The organism is Hymenobacter sp. HDW8, from assembly GCF_011305775.1.
GTDB classification, from domain to species: domain Bacteria; phylum Bacteroidota; class Bacteroidia; order Cytophagales; family Hymenobacteraceae; genus Hymenobacter; species Hymenobacter radiodurans.
Window position 1 is genome coordinate 3,064,574 of the sequence record NZ_CP049907.1, and the last position, 18,669, is coordinate 3,083,242.

The 18,669-nt window shown below is 56.5% G+C and carries 20 protein-coding genes and 1 riboswitch; of the genes, 8 read left to right on the forward strand and 12 right to left on the reverse strand.

From position 1 onward, the window contains the following. Window positions 1–27: 27 nt before the first annotated feature. Complete coding sequence (locus G7064_RS12985) at window positions 28–351, reverse strand: DUF7009 family protein (RefSeq protein WP_166073915.1); 324 nt, start codon at window positions 349–351, stop codon at window positions 28–30. Beyond that, a complete protein-coding gene (gene fdhD / locus G7064_RS12990) occupies window positions 335–1,228 on the reverse strand; it encodes a formate dehydrogenase accessory sulfurtransferase FdhD (RefSeq protein WP_240935489.1) in 894 nt (297 codons plus the stop codon). Before fdhD ends, G7064_RS12985 begins: the two co-directional genes overlap by 17 nt. Before the next feature lie 168 nt (window positions 1,229–1,396). Between fdhD and moeB the strand changes: the two genes are divergently transcribed. The 4 genes from moeB to G7064_RS13010 all read left to right on the forward strand — a co-directional run bounded on the left by moeB (window position 1,397) and on the right by G7064_RS13010 (window position 4,705). Next, entirely contained in the window at window positions 1,397–2,506 is a 1,110-nt protein-coding gene (moeB, locus tag G7064_RS12995) for a molybdopterin-synthase adenylyltransferase MoeB (protein ID WP_133274370.1), read from the forward strand. Window positions 2,507–2,590: 84 nt separating this feature from the next. Further along, window positions 2,591–3,025 carry a hypothetical protein gene (locus tag G7064_RS13000; protein ID WP_166073916.1) on the forward strand — a complete coding sequence of 145 codons (435 nt, stop codon included), beginning with the start codon at window positions 2,591–2,593 and terminating at the stop codon, window positions 3,023–3,025. Between the two features lie 64 nt (window positions 3,026–3,089). After that, the gene (locus G7064_RS13005) at window positions 3,090–4,250 is read left to right on the forward strand and encodes a putative sulfate/molybdate transporter (RefSeq protein WP_166073917.1); all 1,161 of its coding nucleotides are present in this window, start codon (window positions 3,090–3,092) and stop codon (window positions 4,248–4,250) included. A 77-nt stretch (window positions 4,251–4,327) separates the two neighbouring features. Beyond that, on the forward strand, window positions 4,328–4,705 hold the full coding sequence (locus G7064_RS13010) for a nuclear transport factor 2 family protein (protein WP_317172758.1): 378 nt from the start codon (window positions 4,328–4,330) through the stop codon (window positions 4,703–4,705). A gap of 3 nt (window positions 4,706–4,708) precedes the next feature. On the opposite strand, the gene G7064_RS13015 is transcribed toward G7064_RS13010, so the two are convergent. From G7064_RS13015 to moaA, 3 genes are all read right to left on the reverse strand, one after another. Then, window positions 4,709–5,509, reverse strand: a complete 801-nt coding sequence (locus tag G7064_RS13015) for an alpha/beta hydrolase (RefSeq protein WP_166073919.1) — start codon at window positions 5,507–5,509, stop codon at window positions 4,709–4,711. A 398-nt stretch (window positions 5,510–5,907) separates the two neighbouring features. Beyond that, window positions 5,908–6,108 carry a hypothetical protein gene (locus G7064_RS13020; RefSeq protein WP_166073920.1) on the reverse strand — a complete coding sequence of 67 codons (201 nt, stop codon included), beginning with the start codon at window positions 6,106–6,108 and terminating at the stop codon, window positions 5,908–5,910. A 264-nt stretch (window positions 6,109–6,372) separates the two neighbouring features. After that, window positions 6,373–7,380 carry a GTP 3',8-cyclase MoaA gene (moaA, locus tag G7064_RS13025; RefSeq protein ID WP_166073921.1) on the reverse strand — a complete coding sequence of 336 codons (1,008 nt, stop codon included), beginning with the start codon at window positions 7,378–7,380 and terminating at the stop codon, window positions 6,373–6,375. A 138-nt stretch (window positions 7,381–7,518) separates the two neighbouring features. On the opposite strand from moaA, the gene G7064_RS13030 reads away from it, so the two are divergent. Both G7064_RS13030 and G7064_RS13035 read left to right on the forward strand, forming a co-directional pair. Beyond that, the gene (locus G7064_RS13030; RefSeq protein ID WP_166073922.1) at window positions 7,519–7,761 is read left to right on the forward strand and encodes a MoaD/ThiS family protein; all 243 of its coding nucleotides are present in this window, start codon (window positions 7,519–7,521) and stop codon (window positions 7,759–7,761) included. A 52-nt stretch (window positions 7,762–7,813) separates the two neighbouring features. After that, complete coding sequence (locus G7064_RS13035; protein WP_166073923.1) at window positions 7,814–8,230, forward strand: molybdenum cofactor biosynthesis protein MoaE; 417 nt, start codon at window positions 7,814–7,816, stop codon at window positions 8,228–8,230. Between the two features lie 3 nt (window positions 8,231–8,233). Here the strand turns inward: G7064_RS13035 and G7064_RS13040 are convergent, their stop codons facing one another. Both G7064_RS13040 and moaC read right to left on the reverse strand, forming a co-directional pair. Then, window positions 8,234–9,409: an NTP transferase domain-containing protein gene (locus G7064_RS13040; protein WP_205711116.1), complete on the reverse strand. Its 1,176-nt coding sequence runs from the start codon at window positions 9,407–9,409 to the stop codon at window positions 8,234–8,236. Beyond that, window positions 9,402–9,893, reverse strand: coding sequence for a cyclic pyranopterin monophosphate synthase MoaC (gene moaC / locus G7064_RS13045; protein WP_166073925.1), 492 nt, complete (start codon window positions 9,891–9,893; stop codon window positions 9,402–9,404). The genes G7064_RS13040 and moaC overlap by 8 nt, the downstream gene beginning before the upstream one ends. 272 nt (window positions 9,894–10,165) lie before the next feature. Here moaC and G7064_RS13050 point away from each other — a divergent pair, with 272 nt between their 5' ends. Continuing rightward, entirely contained in the window at window positions 10,166–11,458 is a 1,293-nt protein-coding gene (locus G7064_RS13050) for a molybdopterin molybdotransferase MoeA (protein WP_166073926.1), read from the forward strand. 97 nt (window positions 11,459–11,555) lie between these two features. Here the strand turns inward: G7064_RS13050 and G7064_RS13055 are convergent, their stop codons facing one another. From G7064_RS13055 to G7064_RS13075, 5 genes are all read right to left on the reverse strand, one after another. After that, a complete protein-coding gene (locus G7064_RS13055) occupies window positions 11,556–12,575 on the reverse strand; it encodes an LLM class flavin-dependent oxidoreductase (RefSeq protein ID WP_166073927.1) in 1,020 nt (339 codons plus the stop codon). Beyond that, window positions 12,572–13,555, reverse strand: coding sequence for a RimK family alpha-L-glutamate ligase (locus G7064_RS13060; protein WP_166073928.1), 984 nt, complete (start codon window positions 13,553–13,555; stop codon window positions 12,572–12,574). Before G7064_RS13060 ends, G7064_RS13055 begins: the two co-directional genes overlap by 4 nt. A 391-nt stretch (window positions 13,556–13,946) precedes the next feature. Further along, window positions 13,947–14,038: riboswitch (SAM riboswitch) on the reverse strand. 102 nt (window positions 14,039–14,140) lie between these two features. Then, window positions 14,141–14,461, reverse strand: a complete 321-nt coding sequence (locus G7064_RS13065) for a DUF2007 domain-containing protein (RefSeq protein ID WP_166073929.1) — start codon at window positions 14,459–14,461, stop codon at window positions 14,141–14,143. 289 nt (window positions 14,462–14,750) lie between these two features. Next, window positions 14,751–16,154: an OFA family MFS transporter gene (locus tag G7064_RS13070; RefSeq protein WP_166073931.1), complete on the reverse strand. Its 1,404-nt coding sequence runs from the start codon at window positions 16,152–16,154 to the stop codon at window positions 14,751–14,753. A 169-nt stretch (window positions 16,155–16,323) separates the two neighbouring features. Further along, window positions 16,324–17,832 carry an N-acetylmuramoyl-L-alanine amidase gene (locus G7064_RS13075; RefSeq protein WP_166073932.1) on the reverse strand — a complete coding sequence of 503 codons (1,509 nt, stop codon included), beginning with the start codon at window positions 17,830–17,832 and terminating at the stop codon, window positions 16,324–16,326. Between the two features lie 166 nt (window positions 17,833–17,998). On the opposite strand from G7064_RS13075, the gene G7064_RS13080 reads away from it, so the two are divergent. Next, entirely contained in the window at window positions 17,999–18,667 is a 669-nt protein-coding gene (locus tag G7064_RS13080; protein WP_166073933.1) for a hypothetical protein, read from the forward strand. Window positions 18,668–18,669 lie beyond the last annotated feature (2 nt).

The window sequence follows — 18,669 nt, forward strand, 5'->3', positions numbered from 1 at the left end:
GCTTATGTAGCGGAATATGTCGGTTACTTAGTGCCGACAATCCAGGTCTTTTTCAATTAAAACGTTAAGCGTTTGGCTTTCGGTGAGCAGAAGCGTGGCCGAAAGCCCATTCTGGTCGGTGCCGGTCCACTGATTGGCCAAGATAGCGGGCACTTTCACGGTGATGGCGCCAGCCCCATACGTCACCCGAAAATGCTCCGTTTCTACGCGCTCCAGCGCGTAGGTCAGAGTGTCGGTAGCGGTAGGACCCAGCGGTAGCACCGCCGCGACCCGACCGGCATCGGCAAACTGGTGCACCTCAGCCTCGGAGAGGCGCAGGCGGAGGGAGTTGTCTTCAATGCGAAGTTTCATGGGGAGCTGAGTTGGTACGAATGCGCCATTCTCCACAATATACGTTGTAGCGCCCCTGACGAACGAAACCGCAGAGCGTCATGCCAAAGTTTTGAGCGGCCTGCACCGCCAGCGAGCTGGGCGCCCCCACGGCGGCCATGATCGGGATGCCCGCCACCGCCGCTTTCTGCACCAGCTCAAACGACGCCCGCCCGCTCACCAGCAATACCGTATTGTGCAAAGGCAGTTGCTCCTGTAGCAGCGCTGCCCCAATTACTTTATCCAAGGCATTGTGCCGCCCCACATCCTCACGCAGCAGGAGCAATTCACCTTCGGGCGAAAACAAAGCCGCCGCGTGCAAGCCACCCGTTTGCTCAAACAAGGCCTGCGCCGCCCGCTGCCGCTCCGGCAACTGATGTATGACGGCTGCATCTACGTGGGGGGCATTTTTGGGCAACATCGGGCAGGAAGCGGCGTGCACGGCCTCGATACTGGTTTTGCCGCAGACGCCGCAGCTGCTGCTGGTATAGAAGTGCCGCTCCAAGCGGGGAAGATCGGGGGTAGAAGTGGGAGCTAGCTCAGCCCGAACTACGTTTTCGCGCTCGTCTTCTTTTTCCACATCGGGGCAATAGATGACACCCTGCAAATCTTGGCGGCTCCGAATAATTCCTTCGGTGAGCAGGAAGCCGGCGGCCAGCTCAAAGTCGTGGCCCGGCGTGCGCATGGTGATAGAAAGCGTGCGGTGCTCCCGCTGACCGCTGGGGCCGTAGCCAATCCGGATTTCCAGCGGCTCCTCGGCGGCCAGTACATCAGAGGCTACCGTTACTTCTTGACCCTGTACTTTGTGTACGGTCACGTAGTCGTAGCTGGTGGGGGGCAAAAATACGGGTGCGGACACGTGAGTAGGAGTAGAAGGCGGAAAAAGCGGTGATTACAAGGTATTGATTAACTCTATGGTACCGCAGTTAGTTTAACCAATCAACGCCGGCACGACTGCGCCGCGCAACATCATCAGGCTACACCTAAATTTGCATTAGCTAGGTTTCTATAGTTACTTATCTGTTCTATGCTCACTCAAGAAGACCGTCAACGCTACCGCCGCCACCTCCAGCTGCCCGAAATAGGGGAGGAAGGGCAGGCGCGCTTACTGTCCGCGCGGGTGCTGGTGGTAGGCGCCGGCGGCCTGGGCTGCCCGGTGCTACAATATCTGGCTGCCGCGGGCGTCGGCACGCTCGGCATTGCCGATTCTGACCGGGTAGAGCTCAGCAACCTCCAGCGCCAGATTCTGTTCGGCAACGCGGACATCGGTCAGATGAAAGCGGAGGCCGCGGCCCGGGCCATAAAGCGCCTCAATCCATCCATCAAGTGCGAAACCCACGCCCGGCGCGTCGATCGGGTGAGCGTCGAAAAGCTGGTTGCCGCCTACGACTTGGTAGTCGATGGCTCCGATAATTTTGCCACCCGCTACTTGCTCAACGATGCCTGCGTGAGCGTGCATCGGCCACTTGTGTCGGGGGCCATTTATAAGTTTGAAGGACAGGTATCGGTGTTCAATTATCAGGGCGGACCTACGTATCGCTGCCTGTTTCCAACGCCACCTTCGGCCGCTGAGGCACCCAACTGCGATACTACTGGCGTGCTAGGTGTGCTGCCCGGCCTCATTGGCTGCGCTCAAGCAACGGAGGCGCTCAAGGTACTGCTGGGCTTGGGCGAAGTGCTGCGCGGTCGGCTTTGGATATTTGATGCGCTGAGCTTTCAGTCGCGCATTCTGCGCTTCCCGCGCCACCCCGAGCACTCCTTACTCAACCTCAGCACCGCTTCCTCCACCGATTATGCGGAACTCTGCTCAGCCACGCCCGTAGCCATCACAGCGCCGGAGTTGGCCGACTTACTGGCCTCCGAGGCGCCGCCGTTTCTGCTGGATGTGCGCGAGCCGGAAGAATATTACCGCTTTCATCTGCCGGGGGCCACGCTTATTCCGCTGAGCCAGGTAGTAGCGCGCGCTGGTTTGCTGCCTCGCCACCACCCCATTGTAGTGTATTGTCACCACGGCGGACGGAGTGCGGCGGCTATTACGGAGTTGCAGACTAAGGCGGGCTTTACCAACCTGCAAAACCTGGCAGGGGGCATTCATGCCTGGGCGCTGGAAGTTGATCCACAAATGCCGCAATACTGAGGGAGGATTTCAGAAGCTAGTGGTTTACTTGGCGTCCGTGCTCAGTATAGCATTGGATGCATCTCTGACCCATTCCCGCCCCTTATGCCCAATTCTACCGTGTTGGCTACCACCACCCGCACCATTGCATACCGTCCTGACCTAGGAATTTTAATTGTTCGCTGGCATCAGGATGCCTCCTTATCGGTTTTGCAAGCCGATTATCAAACCATGCTGGATGTGGCTATTGAAAACAACTGCGCTCAATGGCTGCTGGATGTGCGCCGCCGCGAAAACACCGATCCACAGCTGAGCGCGTGGGCTAGTGCTACTTTTTACCCCCATGCCGCCGCTCACTTACTGCCCCAGCGCTTGCGTTTGGGTATTCTCAACTCCGCTTATATCTATGACCGCTTCCGCAACGACCCCGCGCACCAGCAGCACGTAGCGTATATGCTCGCGCCAGAACGACCTTTTCTGGCCAATGTTTTTGATGATGAAGGCGAGGCCGCGCGCTGGTTGCAGGAAGGCAAAAAATAAGCAGAGGCACGAGTTGCCGATGCCTGTTTACACCTTTCTTTGCTAAAAGTTATACGTCCTAAAAATGCCCCCCAGTATCGCCCCAGCTCCTCGCCGCATCCGTTTTGACCGCAATGAGCTGGCCGGGGCATTCGGGGATTTGGGCACCGATCTGCCGCTGCTGATTGGCATCATCGCCGCCTCCAATGTTGATAGTGCCAGCGTGCTGATCATGTTTGGGCTGATGCAGCTGTTTTCGGGATTTTGGTATGGCCTGCCCATGCCGGTGCAGCCGCTGAAGGCATTTGCTGCGCTGGTTATTGCCCAGAAACTGCCCGGCAACGTCATCTTCGGCGGCGGGCTCGCTATTGGCGTGGTCATGTTTCTGCTCTCCGTGCTGGGGCTGATTGATGGACTCGCCCGTTTGGTACCGAAGCCCGTGGTACGCGGTATTCAGCTGGGGCTGGCGTTGCAGCTGGCTTCGCTGGCGCTGAAAGACTATGTGCCCGCTGATGGTCTGGGGGGCTATTTGTTGGCTGCCGCGGCCTTTGGCGTTACGGTGGCGCTGCTCGGTAATCGGCGCTGGCCGGCGGCGCTGCTGGTAATTGCGTTGGGGGGCATTTATGCCTTGGTTTTCAAGCTCGATCTTACGTCTTCCTACGCCGCGCTGGGCTTTCATCTGCCTACCTGGCACACGCCCAACCGCGCCGATGTACTGACGGGTGCTCTGCTCTTGGCCTTGCCTCAGATTCCGCTTTCGCTCGGTAACTCCATTCTGGCCACCAAACAGGTGCTCACCGATTTCTTTCCCGAGCGCCGCATCACTGTCCGCCAAATCAGCTTCACTTACTCGCTGATGAACCTGATCAATCCATTTTTTGGTGGGGTGCCGGTGTGCCACGGCTCCGGTGGGCTGGTAGGGCACCATGCGTTCGGAGCGCGCTCCGGGGGCTCGGTTATTCTGTATGGGGGGCTTTTTTTGGTGATGGGCCTGTTTTTCAGCCAAGGCTTCGCCCAGATTGTGCAGATATTTCCGCTGCCTATCCTCGGCATTCTGCTCCTATTTGAATCTCTCACGCTGGCCGCTCTCATCCGCGACTTGACCGGCTCCCGCGCCGATTTGCTGGTGGCCTTGCTGGTGGGTTTGTTGTGCGGCGGTTTGCCTTATGGGTATCTGGTAGGGCTGGTAGTCGGTACGGCGGTGTACTACGCCATGCAGCGCGGCTGGGCAGGCTTGGGTAAGTAAATCGGGCAGCAAATACCCGCATTACGTAGGCAAACTGTGGTGTTACATTATTCAGGACTGGAAACAAAACGATGCCCATGCAACACCAGAACAAGCAAAATGCCATTGCTTTTTATGAGCTGATGTTTAACGAGTGCCAGCCGGCGGCCGCCATTGCCCGCTACGTTGGCAGCGAGTACATCCAGCATAATCCGCACGTGACAGATGGCAAGCAAGGCTTCATCGAATATTTCGAGCGAATGGAGCGCGAATACCCCGGCAAGCACGTGGAAATAAAGCGCGCCTTCGCCGATGGCAACCACGTTATCCTGCATTGCCATCAGCACTGGCCCGGCGACCACGACTATGCCGGTATCGACATTTTTCGCTTCGACGAGCAGGGCAGAATCGTGGAGCACTGGGACGTGCTGCAAATAGTACCTCCCGACTCCAAGAACAGCAACGGCATATTCTAGCGCCTACGATGCACTCAAGATGCCCCGGATAATCGTTTGGTATATAGGGGTTTCGGTCATTCCGTTGTGCCCAATTCCGGGCAGCGTAATAAGCCGATCCGAGGGCTTGAGCAAAGGCTTGAGCTTCAGCGACGAGCCGTAGTACACTACCTCATCCTGGTCGCCGTGGATGAGCACCACCGGCGCTTTCACCTGCGGTAATAATTCGTGGGTGCGCATAGGATAGCGCAGCAATACGCCCGGCACCCAAGGATAAAAGTGCTGAGCCAAATCCTGAAAGCTGTAGTAGGGAGCTTGCAGAATAAGCAATCGGGGCTGATAATGAGCGGCGAGCCAAGTTGCTAGCCCCGTGCCCAGCGAGTAGCCCATCACTACCGTCTGGTTCTCGCGGTATCGATTTTTTATATAGCTGTACGCCGCCTCAGCGTCATCGATAAGCTGCTTTTCGCTGCTGATTGCGCCCTCGCTTTTGCCATAGCCCCGATAGTCGATCATAAATACGTCGTAGCCCAGGCGGGTGTATACTGGCGCTACCTCGCCCCAATCAGCCAGTGAGCCGGCGTTGCCGTGCAAGTAAAAGATGAGACCTTTCGGGGCTGGCGTAGTAAAGAGCAAGCCATGCAGGCGCAGGCCGTCAGCAGTTGGTGCCCAGCACTCCTCGAAGGGGAAAGGGAAGGAAAAACGGTGGTCGGGGGGCAATTTCTGCGGAAAGAACAGCAGGCTTTCCTGTTTGTAATAAAGCAGGCAGCACACCGCTCCATACAGCACCAAAGCGACGCCAAATGCAACGAGGAGAAATTTCATGGCAAGGCTTGGGCCGGGTTGCGGGTGGCCAAGTGGATAAGCCAATATACCACTTAGCCATTATATAACCGACAACGGTGTAGCTTAGCCGCAGCAGTTGCTTGTAGCCTGGCTAATTATTTATGGCTCAGTAAGTAAGCTTAAAGCTATCAGCCCGCCCGCAGCTCGCCTAGCCCAACCAAAACCATGGTTTATCGTTGAGCTTACCATGAAGCGCATTCCCCCCTTTTATTCGTTTGTGCGTGGTATCGGGGGCAAGGATGTATACCACGACAACGATGAGTGCGCGATTGCGAGGAGCGTAGAAGAGGTTTATCGGCTGCCGGGCAATGGGAAGAATCGAACGCACTGCGCTTTCTGCGCTATTCTTAACAAAGCGCTAGGTCGAAGCAGATAAGCTACATCTGGTTCTGGTTCTCCTCATCAAGAAGCATAATTACCTCGTCCAGAGATAGTTCGCCAGCTATGAATTTATTTAATAGCTGTTGTTCCTGTTGCGCAGGGGCTAGGGGAGTGTTTTGCGTAATAGTTAAAGCCCAGGCTACTGCCCGCTCACGCCCATCACGCTGCATTAAGTCGGAAGGCTGCAAAGGTTTCATACCTGCAATTTCCAAACACCTCTCCTTTTGCGCAAGCTGAGCAGGGCTCTTATTTCTTGAAAAAATACTTAAATATTAGCACTAGGGGGTTACTTCAGGCATGGGTAAATACGTACCCAGAATCGGTTTATTTTAAATAAACACACCAGGAACACACCAGGAACACACCAGGAACACACCAGGAACACACCATTAAAATTCCCTTAAAAGTCTAAATGCTTCTGGTGTGCTAACTACTAAAGGCAAAGGTCTAAAACCGAAAGCCTAGCCTCCAATTGTTGACATCGACTCGAAGCTGAGCTGGTGCACGGGACGCTGCCGTTCGGCCTCGAAGCCGTCGGCGGCGCGGTGGCGGAAGGCGTAGACGAGTGCGGCGCGTACGTCTTCATCGGAGCTGCCGCTGCGTAGCAACGCCCGCACATCGAGCACACCTTGGTCGTACAGGCAGGTTTTGAGGCCGCCTTCGGCCGTGAGACGAATGCGGTTGCAGGTGCCACAGAAAGTGCGGGAATAAGCGGCAATAATGCCTATTTGGCCCATATGGCCAGGAATGGCGTAGGCCGTAGCCGTGGCACCGGCCGGCGTGGGCAGCGCGTGCAGGTCTGGAAAAGCCCCCCGCAAATGCTCTCGGATACGCACATGGTTCCAGGGCAAGGCAATGGCACCGTGGCTGCCGCCGTTGAAGGGCATTTCTTCAATAAAGCGCACATCGACGGGCAACTCGCGGGTAAGCTCGGCCAGTGGAATCAGGTCTTCGATGTTTTGCCCGTCCATCACCACGGCGTTTATCTTGACCGCAATATTGGTAGCCAGCAATTTGTAGAGCGTGTCTAATACGCGGGGCAGTTCGTCGCGGCGGGTGATGCGCAGAAAGCGGGCTTGGTCAAGCGTATCGAGGCTTAGATTGACGCTGCGGATGCCCATACGCACCAGCTCCGGGATGTGCGGAGCCGTGAGTACGCCATTGGTAGTCAGGCTAATATCCTGAATGCCCGGAATCCGGCTCAGCCGATCCATGAAGGGTACCAAGTCGCGGCGCACGAAGGGCTCACCACCGGTAAGTCGTACTTTGCGCACACCTAGTCCGGCCAGAATACCGACCACGCGCTCCATTTCTTCGTAGCTCAGCAGGTCGCGCTTGGGCATGTACTCGATGCCTTCGGCGGGCATGCAGTAAAAGCAGCGCAGATTGCATCTGTCCGTAACGGCCACGCGCACGTATTCGAGCGGACGGCCGTGATTATCATACAAAACGGAAGGAGCAACAGACATAGATGAGGTGAAAGGCAGCGGCAATCTAGTACGTTCGGCGTCGTAAACCGGACGGTTTCGGAACAAAAATGGTTCGATGTACTTTGCTTTACGCAAGGCCTGCGGGTAAGCTCAATTTACGAACTGACATCTCAACAAATGAAACTCAAACTTTCTCTTTTCGGCATCACAAAAGAAATCGTGGGCAGCTCTGAATTAGAGCTGACCGCGCCCGACACGCAGTCCGTTGCGGGGCTTATGGAGCAGCTTCGCACCGAGTATCCAAAGTTACGCGAGCTGACCAGCTGTGCCGTGGCCGTGAACAGCGAGTACGCCGCCGATGATTATCAATTGCACGAGCGCGACGAAATTGCGCTTATTCCACCCGTGAGTGGCGGCTAAAAAGCCCCCCAGTAGAACCTCCTCGCCAATTTCTGTTTGCAATACGCTACCTATGCTCATTAAACTCACCGACCAGCCTATCGATGTTGCCGCTACCATTGCGGCCGTAGAGGCCGACGGCGCAGGGGCCGTCAATGCCTTTATCGGCACGGTCCGCAACCAATCGACCGGCCGACCAGTCGTGCGCCTGCACTACGAAGCCTACGATGCCATGGCCCTACACCAAATGCGCCTTGTAGCGGAGCAGGCCCAGGAGAAGTGGCCCATGCTGCAAAAAATAGCGGTAGTCCACCGCAAAGGCACGCTCGAAATTGGCCACGTAGCCGTAGTAATAGCCGTATCCACGCCCCACCGCGCCGAGTCGTTTGCCGCCTGCCAGTTTATCATCGACACGATAAAAAAAGTGGTGCCGATCTGGAAGAAAGAAGAGTTTGAGGACGGGCAGGTGTGGGTAGCGGCACACCCTTAGTCTTTAGCCAAGCTCTCGTTGCGCGGCTTCGCGCTCCTCGGGCGTATTTACATTGCGCAATTCCCGCGCGTCCGGCGCCTTCAACACTGCCACATTCGAGTTGATGAGCGCCTTGCGCGGACAAGAATACCCCAAGCTCAAAAACCGCAGGAGAGTAGCGTAGCTACTGGGCTCCCAAATGGTGATGAGCGGCTCCGGAAAGTCCTTGTGCGGACTTTGGTAGGCGGTGGCCATCTTACCCGGTTGGCGGTGCGCTACGAGGTGGTTCAGGGTATCGGTGGATAGAAAAGGCAAGTCGCAGGCCACCACCAGCCAAGCCGCGTTGGGGTCAAGTTGGAAGGCTGATAAAATGCCCCCCAATGGGCCTAAATCCAGAAAACGGTCGGGAAGAGGCTGGAGCGTAGCGGGTAGCTCGGCGGCTTGATCGGGGCGGCAGGATACGTGCACGTCGCTGCACACGGTGGCGAGTAGCTCGGCGGCGTACTCGCGCTGCTCCTGCCCGTGATAGCGCAGGCGGCCTTTGTCGGTCTGCATCCGCTGACTTTGCCCCCCAGCGAGTACCAGACCCCGCAAAGGAGGGACGCTGGCTTGCCACCACTGCTTTACGAATGCCGCAATTCCGTCCGTGTCTGCTAAGTCGAGGCTTGGAATTTGGCTAGCGCCAGGCAAGTGATTCTGTAGATACTCAGGTAGCGCTTGGCCTTCCGTCACGCGCAAAATGAGCTGCACATCGGTCAGCTTATCGAGCTTGCGGTCGAGCGGCTTGGCTGGATCGAGGATGATAATTTGCTGCTTGGCGCGGAAATGATTGCCGTTCACCAACACCAGACTTTGGTGGGCCAGCCACTCCGGCTGACTAAACTTATCCATCGCCCGCGGCTGATCTAAGCGGCGAAACTGAATCTTGTCGGTCAGCTCGGCCGTGGCGCCGGCTTGCAACATAGGACTGGCTCCGGCGGTGTCGTCGGCATCAGCGGTGGCGTGGTCGGCGTCTACGTAGCCCACGCTCAGCTCGGGCGCCAGGTGAGGCAGCAGCCGCGCGACCAGATCCTTGATTTTGCCACAGGGCGCGCCCAAAATGGCCATCTCGTGCCGCCCAAACTCACCGATGTTGGGGCGAGCCAGCGCGGCATGCTTGGTGCGGGGCTTGGGGGGCAAATCGGCGGCAGGATTATTCATCGACATGGTGGAAGTCTTTTTTGCCGCCGGACTTCTCGATCAGGCGGGTTTCGCTGATAACAATGTTGTGCGATAATGCTTTACACATATCATACACCGTCAGCGCCGCCACCGAAGCGCCCATAAGGGCCTCCATTTCTACGCCGGTTTTGCCCGTTACGGTGGCTGTGCATTCAATGACGATAGCATCGGGCGCGGCTACTTCAATGCGCACTTGGCAGTCGTCGAGGCCCAGCGGATGGCAAAGCGGGATGAGGTCGGCGGTTTTTTTGGCGGCCATTACGCCGGCCAGAATGGCGGTCTGAAATACTGGCCCTTTCTTCGTTGGCAAATCGCCGGCCTGCACCAATTGGAGGATTTCGGATCCCAACACGACACGACTACGAGCACGCGCCACACGGCGAGTCGCAATTTTGCCCCCCACGTCAACCATCGACGGTTGGCCAGCAGCATTGAGGTGAGTAAGCGAGCGGGATTCAGACATAAGTAAAGAAGATGTATATTCTTAAATGACCGTCATGCAGAGGCGGAGCCGAAGCATCTCGCGTGCTGATGTTGCAACGGTAGCCCAACTAAACACGCAAGATGCTTCGCTTTTACTCTGCATGACCGCCTATTTTAACTAAGTTGAGGAGCTGCCCGCCACACGCTAAAACTATAACAGCTTACGTGGCAAACAGGGCCGAGTAAAGCAAATTTACGTTACGCAGCCATGAAGGCGCGCCTGTGCCTTCCGCCCACCTATTTTCCATCTCTATGATTTCCGTCGCTGAAGCTGAACGCCTGGTTCTTGCCACCGCCCGCCCGCTACCCACCGAAACGGTGCCCTTGCTGGTTGCCACGGGGCGCGTGCTTCGTCAGGACCTCACCGCTGACCGCGACTTTCCGCCTTTCAACCGCGTAGCCATGGATGGTATTGCGCTGACTTACGCGGCAATAGCTGGGGGGCAAATTGAGTTTCCCATCGAGAGTATTCAATTCGCCGGCGCTCCGCCGCAGCCACTACAGAATCCGCAAGCTGCCGTCGAAATCATGACCGGTGCCGTGCTGCCTCCCGGCGCCGATACGGTAGTGCGGTACGAAGATGTGACGTTTCAAGTAATTGAAGAGCAGCGTATTGCTACCGTTCAAGTCTTGCCTGAGCGTGCGGGCCACAACGTACACGCCCGCGCCGCCGACCGCCGCCAGGGCGACTTATTACTGCCCGCAGGCACACGCCTCGGGCCAGCCGAAATAGCCGTAGCGGCTACCATCGGCGCGCCTACGCTCTCCGTCACGCGGGCGGCTCGCCTAGCTATCGTCAGCACCGGCGACGAGCTGGTGAACGTTGCTGAGCAGCCATTGCCCCACCAGATTCGCCGCTCCAACGCGGCCATGCTGCAAGCTGCTGCTCACGCTACTGGTGCAACGACCGAGGCGTTTCATTTCATCGACGACCAGGATGTTCTACGCCAAGGCTTGCCCCAGCTGCTCAGCGACTTCGATGCCGTAGTGCTCAGCGGTGGCGTCTCGAAAGGCCAGGCCGATTTTTTGCCGAGCGTGCTGCGCGAGCTGGGCGTGGAGCAGATTTTTCACGAAGTAGAGCAACGGCCGGGCAAGCCCTTTTGGTTTGGACAGCAGCCCGGCGGTGCCGTGGTATTTGCTTTGCCCGGCAACCCTGTGTCCACCTTTGTGAATTATTACCGCTACGTGCAGCCCTGGCTGCGCGCCTGCCAGTCGCCGGAAATGCCCCCCACGCCCACTGCCTTCGCCGTGCTGGCTGCTGATGTCAGCTTCCGGCCGCGCCTCACGCACTTTCTGCCTGTGCGCCTCGAAATGGCGCCCGACGGCCGCCTGCTGGCCCATCCGCAACGAGCCGGCGGCTCCGGCGACTTAGCCAGCCTGCTCCACTGCGACGGTTTCCTAGAATTGCCCCCGACCAAACCGAATTTCCCGCTGACGAAGCGTGGCCACTCCTACGGTTTCGGAATTGAAGAAGCTACTCAAGACCAAGTAGAACAGAGTAAAAAGGCGGTCATGCCGAGCAGAGCGAAGCATTTCGCGTGCTGACACAGGAGTACTACTCCCACTAAACACGCGAGATGCTTCGCTCTGCTCGGCATGACCGCCTAATAAATAGGTAATCAGCTTAGCGTGGTGGCCTCAATTAAGCCAATACGCTAATCACCGATTCTGAGAAACGCTCCATTTCCTCCAGTTGCGGGCTGCACTGCAACAGGAAGAAATCCACACCCACAGCTTCGTAGGCGCCGATGCGGTCCTGAATTTGGGCAGGCGTGCCGGTGAGGCCGGTGCGCAAGCCACGGTTCGATACCGAGTAATCATGCAGCGACACCTGCTGTTCCAGTTGCGTGCCGGCCAACCACTGCTGGTAGTTGCCGTAGCCCGCGGCGGAGGCTTGCACATTGGTAATGCGGTCTAGCTCGCGCTTCACGTCCTGCTCATTATCGCGCACGATGCTGTAGCCGGCCACGCCAAACTTCATGGGGGGCAAATTCTTCTGCTCCCGACGCCGACGCATATCAGCAATGCGCTGCCCGATTTGCTCCGGTGAGTCGCCGTGCATCACGTAGCCATCGCACTGCGAGGAAATAAGGTCCTTGGCAGCTTCCGATTCGCCACCGGCGTATAGGAAAGGCTTCTTGGCTGGCTTGGGCTGCAACACATTGTCCGTCAGTTGGTAATATTTGCCTTCGTAAGAGAAATGATCTTTCTCCCACACGTTGGTTACCACATCTAGCCACTCCTTGGTGCGGGCGTAGCGGTCGTCGTGCTGCTCGAAGTGCAAGCCGTACTTGGTCGCCTCATCGCGCCACCACGACGATACCACGTTCAGCGACAAGCGGCCCGGCGCAATCAGATCGATGTTGGCAGCCTGCTTAGCCAGCAAAGCCGGATTGTGGAAAGTCGGCCGCACCGCCACCATAATTTCCAACTCTTTGGTCACCGCGGCCAAGGCTGCGGCCGTGCTCCACGCCTCTAGGGCTGGCTCTTCCTGACCTTTGATATCGTTCAGATACAACTCCGCAATGAGCGTGAGGCTGTAGCCCCAGTCTTCGCTGCGCTGGGCCAATTGTTTTACGTAGTCCCACGACGTAGGCATTTGCTCATCAGGAACGTTGCGGAGCCAACCGCCAAAAATGGGAAGCCAATACCCGAATTTCATATCGTAAGAGCGTTTGCGGTGGTTAATTCGAGTTGTTGCTCCAGGTAATCCACGAAGCGGGCGTAGGGGTCAAAACCAACCACGTTCACGGCGTCAGCCACGAAGTTGGACAGGGCGTTGACGTCATAAAACAGCGCCTCACCAGTACGGTCATCGATCAGGTACTCAATACCGCCCACGTCAATTTTAGCGGCAGCTACGATGCGCTCCACGGCCTCAATTATCTCATCGGGCGGCGTTGTAGCTTCTACCTGAATGCCTTTCTTAGGCGCTTCCGTCAGACAGAAGTCGCCGGCTGTGGGCTCGTCCGGAATCTGGCAGATTTCGGCGGGGCAGAGGTTAAAGCTTTCGCCAGTAGTGAACACCTTCATGGCGTACAAAAACTTGCCATCCAGCGTCTCCACGCGGGTAATATGCCCCCCACGCGGCGTCACGTACTCCTGCACCAGCGCCGTCTGGTCGATGCCCAAGTCAATTTGATTGGCGTCCACGGCCGCTTGCAGGCCTTCTGGTGTATCAAAGCGGATGATGCCCGCGCCACTGCCACCAATGTTTACTTTCACTACAATCGGGAAGCGCAGCTGCTTGGCCGCGTCTACGGCCCGCGAGGCGTGATTGATTACAAACGACTTGGGGTAGTTCAGGCCCAACGACTCGAACAGCGAGAGTTGGCGGGCTTTGTTCGTCTCAATAGCCGTAGCCGCCGAGCCGTTGATAATACGCACGCCGAGCCGCTCCAAGTGCGTAGCGAAACCAGCGGTGTGAAAAATACCCTGACCGTGTCCGCGCAGGTAGGCCGAAGAACTCATCCGATTTACCACCAGACTATAGCGGCTTTCCTTTTCGGAGGGGTCAAACAGATGATGAGCGGCGTCAATCTTTTCGTAGGGCAAACCCCGGCGGTCCAGTTCCGCAAACAGCGGCTTAAACCATTCGGGGTGCTCATAATAAATGCCAATAGGCTTCTGTAAATCAGACATGTTAGGTGGTATAGTATGAAAGTGAAAGCACTGGAAATCGGCGCGTTACCAACGGAAGCAAAAGCTGGGGGGCTTTTTTCTGCTTGGACCAAGCCGAATAAGTTGGGGCGCCGTGGGGCCACAGCTGGCACGAGTTGCGTTAGCCAGTTAGGGTGCTCGGGGAGGGCAGCCACCGGGTGAAGCCACGAAAGCAGAAAACACCAACCAGCCGCTGAAAACGCGTCAGGCTAGGTTACGGGCAGGAATGAGAAGAGGGGGGAAATCAACAACAACCTTGTCCTACCGAGCCCATACAACAGCAGGCCAGCGCAGACTGCGCGCGACAAAGCTGTTGCGTAGCAACGAGGGATAGAGAGAAAGCGGAGGTGTTGAAAAGATCCACGGTAACTTGTTTTTATATGGTCAGGACTTGGCACCGTTCCACGGGGAGTGGGGGTTGCCGGCGCTTCACGGAGCCTGTCTCTCTGCGCCTCTGTATAAAAACAATCCTTTGATGGGAAAGAATTGGTAGTGCAAATGTACCAACTGGTTATTTAATATTCCAAATCTGGGGTGTGCACTATTGAAAAGCGAAGTGTTGCGCTGCTACGAAAGCAGCCACGTTCGCAAGCGGGTAAGCAAGCTGCCAGATGAATCGGAGGCCAGTTGAGCCGCGTCTGGCTCATCATCGGGTACGGCTGTCATCAGAGCACTGTGGTCGGTTAGAACCTGCTGCGCGGCCTCCAAATCCTGCTGGCGCACGTGTAGCCGTACTCCGCCCGAAATAGGCCCGTACGGCCGATTCTCGTTGCTTATGAAGCAGGCAATACCAGCCGCTTCCAGCTGGTTCTTGGCCAGGTGCGCTGATATGGAGTTGGCAAACGATTCTAGCAGGACAACTGTGCCGTCGGTTGGCTCGATGAACATAGGGTATGGATTTCAGCTAAAACACGAGAAGCACCCCATTAGGTGCTTCTCGTGGTAAAAAGTATACGCAGGCTTCACTACCGAAGCGGCTTGCTGACTTATTTGAACAAGTCCAAAGCTTTAATAAACGTTTGGGACACCCCCCAGGCGAGCGGCACACCGACATATAGCCATGCTAACGCTGTTTTTAAACCCGAGGATGGTGCATTATGGGCCTCTGGAATGGTGGGATTTATTCTATTTTCCATGTGTAAAGATGTTTATGATTGAGTACTTAGACCAGCGCGCACTAAGCAGCTACTTTCTTAGGAGTAACTTCTTTGTAGTGGTATTTCTCGTTCACAGCCGTCACGAGCATGTTGGCAATCAGGCCAACTACCAGTACGCCGGCCATCACATAAAACACCGTCTGGTATGCCTCCGCACCGGTCAGGCCTTTGTCTTTCTGGCTTTGGTGTAAGTAGTTCACAATCAGAGGCCCCAGGATACCAGCCGTAGACCAAGCCGTGAGCAGGCGCCCATGAATAGCGCCTACTTGCATGGTGCCGAACAAGTCGCGCAAGTAAGCCGGAACGGTAGCAAATCCGCCTCCATACATGCTCAGAATCACGCAGCACACGATGACGAACAACGCCAACGAGTGGTTGGCTGCCAGCGTGGGCACCAAGGCGTAGAGCGCAATGCCTAAGCCAAAGTAAATCATGTAGGTAGGCTTGCGCCCCATCTTATCCGAGGCCGACGACCAAAAAAAGCGCCCCAGCAAATTGAATAAGCTCAGCAGGCCCACAAATCCAGCCGCCGCGGCCGCCGTTACGCCCAGGCCTGTCCCCATAGAGGTATCAGAAAAAGTTTCCTGAATAAGCGGAGAGGCTGTTTCGAGAACGCCAATACCCGCTGTCACATTGGTGAGCAATACCACCCATAAGAGCCAAAACTGTGGGGTTTTGATAGCGGTATCGGCATCCACATTGGCCGTCGTAATAAGGGTTGACTGTTGGGTGTTGGGCACGTAGCCTTCCGGTTTCCAGCCTTCGGCGGGTACCCGAATGGTGAATACCCCAAACATCATGAATATCAGGTAAATAGCACCCATTGTGAGCATGGTAGGCGCAACGCCCATAGGAGCCGAATCTTTGAAATAAGCCATCAGGGCCACGGCCAGCGGCGAGCCAATCATGGCGCCTCCGCCAAAACCCATAATAGCCATACCCGTCGCTACGCCCGGCCTATCTGGGAACCACTTGATAAGCGTGCTCACCGGCGAAATGTACCCGATGCCAAGCCCAATACCGCCCACAAAGCCATAGCCGAAGTACACAAGCCAGATGTTGTGCATGGATACGCCCAGTGCCGAGATAAAAAAGCCCCCCGCAAAGCATAAAGCTGACGCCAGCATTGCTTTGCGCGGTCCAACGCGTTCGAGCCATTTACCAAATACCGCCGCCGACAAACCCAAGAGCACAATGGCAATGGAGAAAATAACAGCCAACTGGCCGGGCGTCCAGTCGGTAGGGGCGGGCGCGTTTACATCACCGCTGATGAGAGCTCCCATAGGCTTTTTGAATACGCTGAACGCGTAAGCCTGACCAATGGCAAGGTGAATGGCCAATGCGGCCGGCGGAATCAGCCAGCGGTTGAAGCCCGGCCCGGCAATGGTACGGCTGCGATCCAGCCATGAGGTAGAGGTTGCCATGCAGTAGAAAAAGAGTGGTGGGAAATAGGTGAACGGGAGAGCGCTAGGATATGCTGAGGCAGCAAAGGCGCCTCTTGCATTGAGAATCAGGAAGGTAGAAGCTTTTGTTTCAGATTATCAACCTGAAAGCTATAAATATTGCTAAATAGCTATAGCTAGTAGCCGTAGCTTACTGCTCGGCGGGTTTCCGACCTAGCCAGCCGCGTAGGCCTGGCTGCCGACTACCCCTTAGAAATCTTCCTAGTCCGCGAACCATCCGCTCGGCCATCTGCTCTTGAAAAGCAGGCGAGGTCAGCAGGCGTTCATCGTCAGGATTCGAGACGAAAGCCGTTTCTACCAGCACATTGGGGTATTCGGTGGGACCATTCAGCCCGAAGTTAAAGCTGCCTACGTTGCCAAACCCGGGCAAGCCCGTCGCCAGCATTTCAGTATACAGCGCAGTTGATAAAGGCCGGAACGCCACGTAGCGATAGTAGGTGCTGGTGCCGCGTACCGTTTTATTGCCGGAGGAGTTGACGTGAATACTGACCAGCAAATCTGGATTAGCTTGGCGCAAACGCAGAATTCGGTCGCCGTTGTCTACGCTTACATCGGCATCGCGCGTCATCAGCACGCGGGCTCCTTTGCGTTCCAGCGCACGCTGCAGGCGCTGGGCAATAGCTAAAGTGAGGTCTTTTTCGCGGGCACCGCCCGCGCCAATGGCCCCTACGTTTGAGCCGCCGTGGCCCGCATCGACGGCTACAACCAAGTCCCTCAAACGCATCTTGGCTGGGGGGCGCTTTACGCGAATGGTCAGCACATTCTTCTGGTAGCCAATGCTGTAGCCCCAGTTTTGCCGGTGGCGCAAGTGCAGTACCAGCCGAAATACATCGGGCTGTATCTGTTCGTAATGCACGTCGCCGAGCGCTTGCAGGCCTGCCCGCTGCGTTATCCAGTTGGTGTTGGAGGTAGCGCCAAATACATCGATGACCAGCCGGCTGGGCTCGGTGAGGAGCTGGGAGCGGTAGGGCAGGCGCTCGGTGAGCGGCACGCGCACATAGTCGTAGAGCGAGTCGCCTTGCACGCTCCAGGATCCGGTGAGGGAGGCAGGTACAAAGCCCCCGGGGGGCAAAAACCGCACATTGTTCTCGGGTATCCAAGCGATTTGGTTTTCGGCCAGCTGCACCCGGTATTGACTGCCTACTTTTCCGTTGATGTGCAGCACCACTAAGGAATCGAGGTAGCCTATTTTGGCCCCGCCTAAGCGGTCTTCGCCCAGGCCATAATTTAGGAAAGCCAATGGGCCCTTCGTAACCGCTAGCTGGGGGGCATTTTGATCCAGAAAACGAACCTTCTGTGGGCTAAAAGCCACCGTGCGTACACTGTCAGGAGTGAGCAGCTCAAAGGTAATGGGCCGATCCAGAAGCGTGTCGCCGGGTTGCACCACGTACGTGCCCTGATAGATGCCTAGCTGGCCATTGGTAAGCGTGGGGGCCAGTTCAGTCATTAATTTGCCCCCCAGAAACGTAGCAGAGGCACCGGATTGTCCTTTCAAGCGCACTTGCAGTCGGTCGCCGGGGTGCAGCCACTGATCGGTGGCGGGTATGGTTTCGGCCGTTTCAATCGGGGGTGTTTGAGCCAGTGCATTCGTGAGTGAGAGCAGCAGGAGTAGGAGCAGCGAAAGTTTGGGTATACCCATGAAGAGTCAGCAGATACTATTTCGTTTATGAAGGTTTGCAACCATTTATCTTCAGTGAAGCATCATAGCGCCGATTGCCGGCCCATCTTCTGAACGAAGTTTGGTAAGAGGCAGCTACGGCTCAGCGATGTCTCAGTTTCTCCTACACTTACTATTGCCTGTATTTATGCTCAAGACGCTATTCATTACCGCCTGCCTGCTCGGCTGCACCCTGGTCGCCAATGCCCAAGACCAGCCAAAGCGCGCCTATGAAGCCGGCATCGAAGTCGTGAACTATACTCCTTCCGGCAACGGCCACCGCTACGACAACTCACCCGCCAACAATCCGGCCCAGTGGGCGTCCGGCGTGTTTTTGCGCTATACACCTACTCGGTTCGGGATGCGATTGGGGGGCAATTTTAGCCGAGGAACCGTAAAGCCTAGTTACGATTATTGCGCCGATTGCTTAGAGGGAAAAGTAACCGACAAAGAACTACAGCTAAAGGTAGGCGCCCAATACGCGCCGCTGGAAAAATTCGATTGGCTGTACGCTTTCACCGACCTCTATTACCGCCGCTACACCTCCACCGGCGACCTTACCGGCGGCATTTGCGGCTGCCTGGATGTCACCCAAACCCGTACTTCCAATGGCGTTGGGCTGAATGTCGGCCTGGGGGCCAAAATCAGCGTGTTTAAAAGCGTTTACCTGAGTCCGGAAGTCTACTACGACGTGCTACGCGCCCGCGACGAAACCAGGCAGCAGGCTAACCTCAACGGTAGTTTAAGCTCTACCTATCACGAAACCACGACCATGCATCGTCCGGCCATGCGGCTACGTGCTACCGTGGCTTTCTAGGG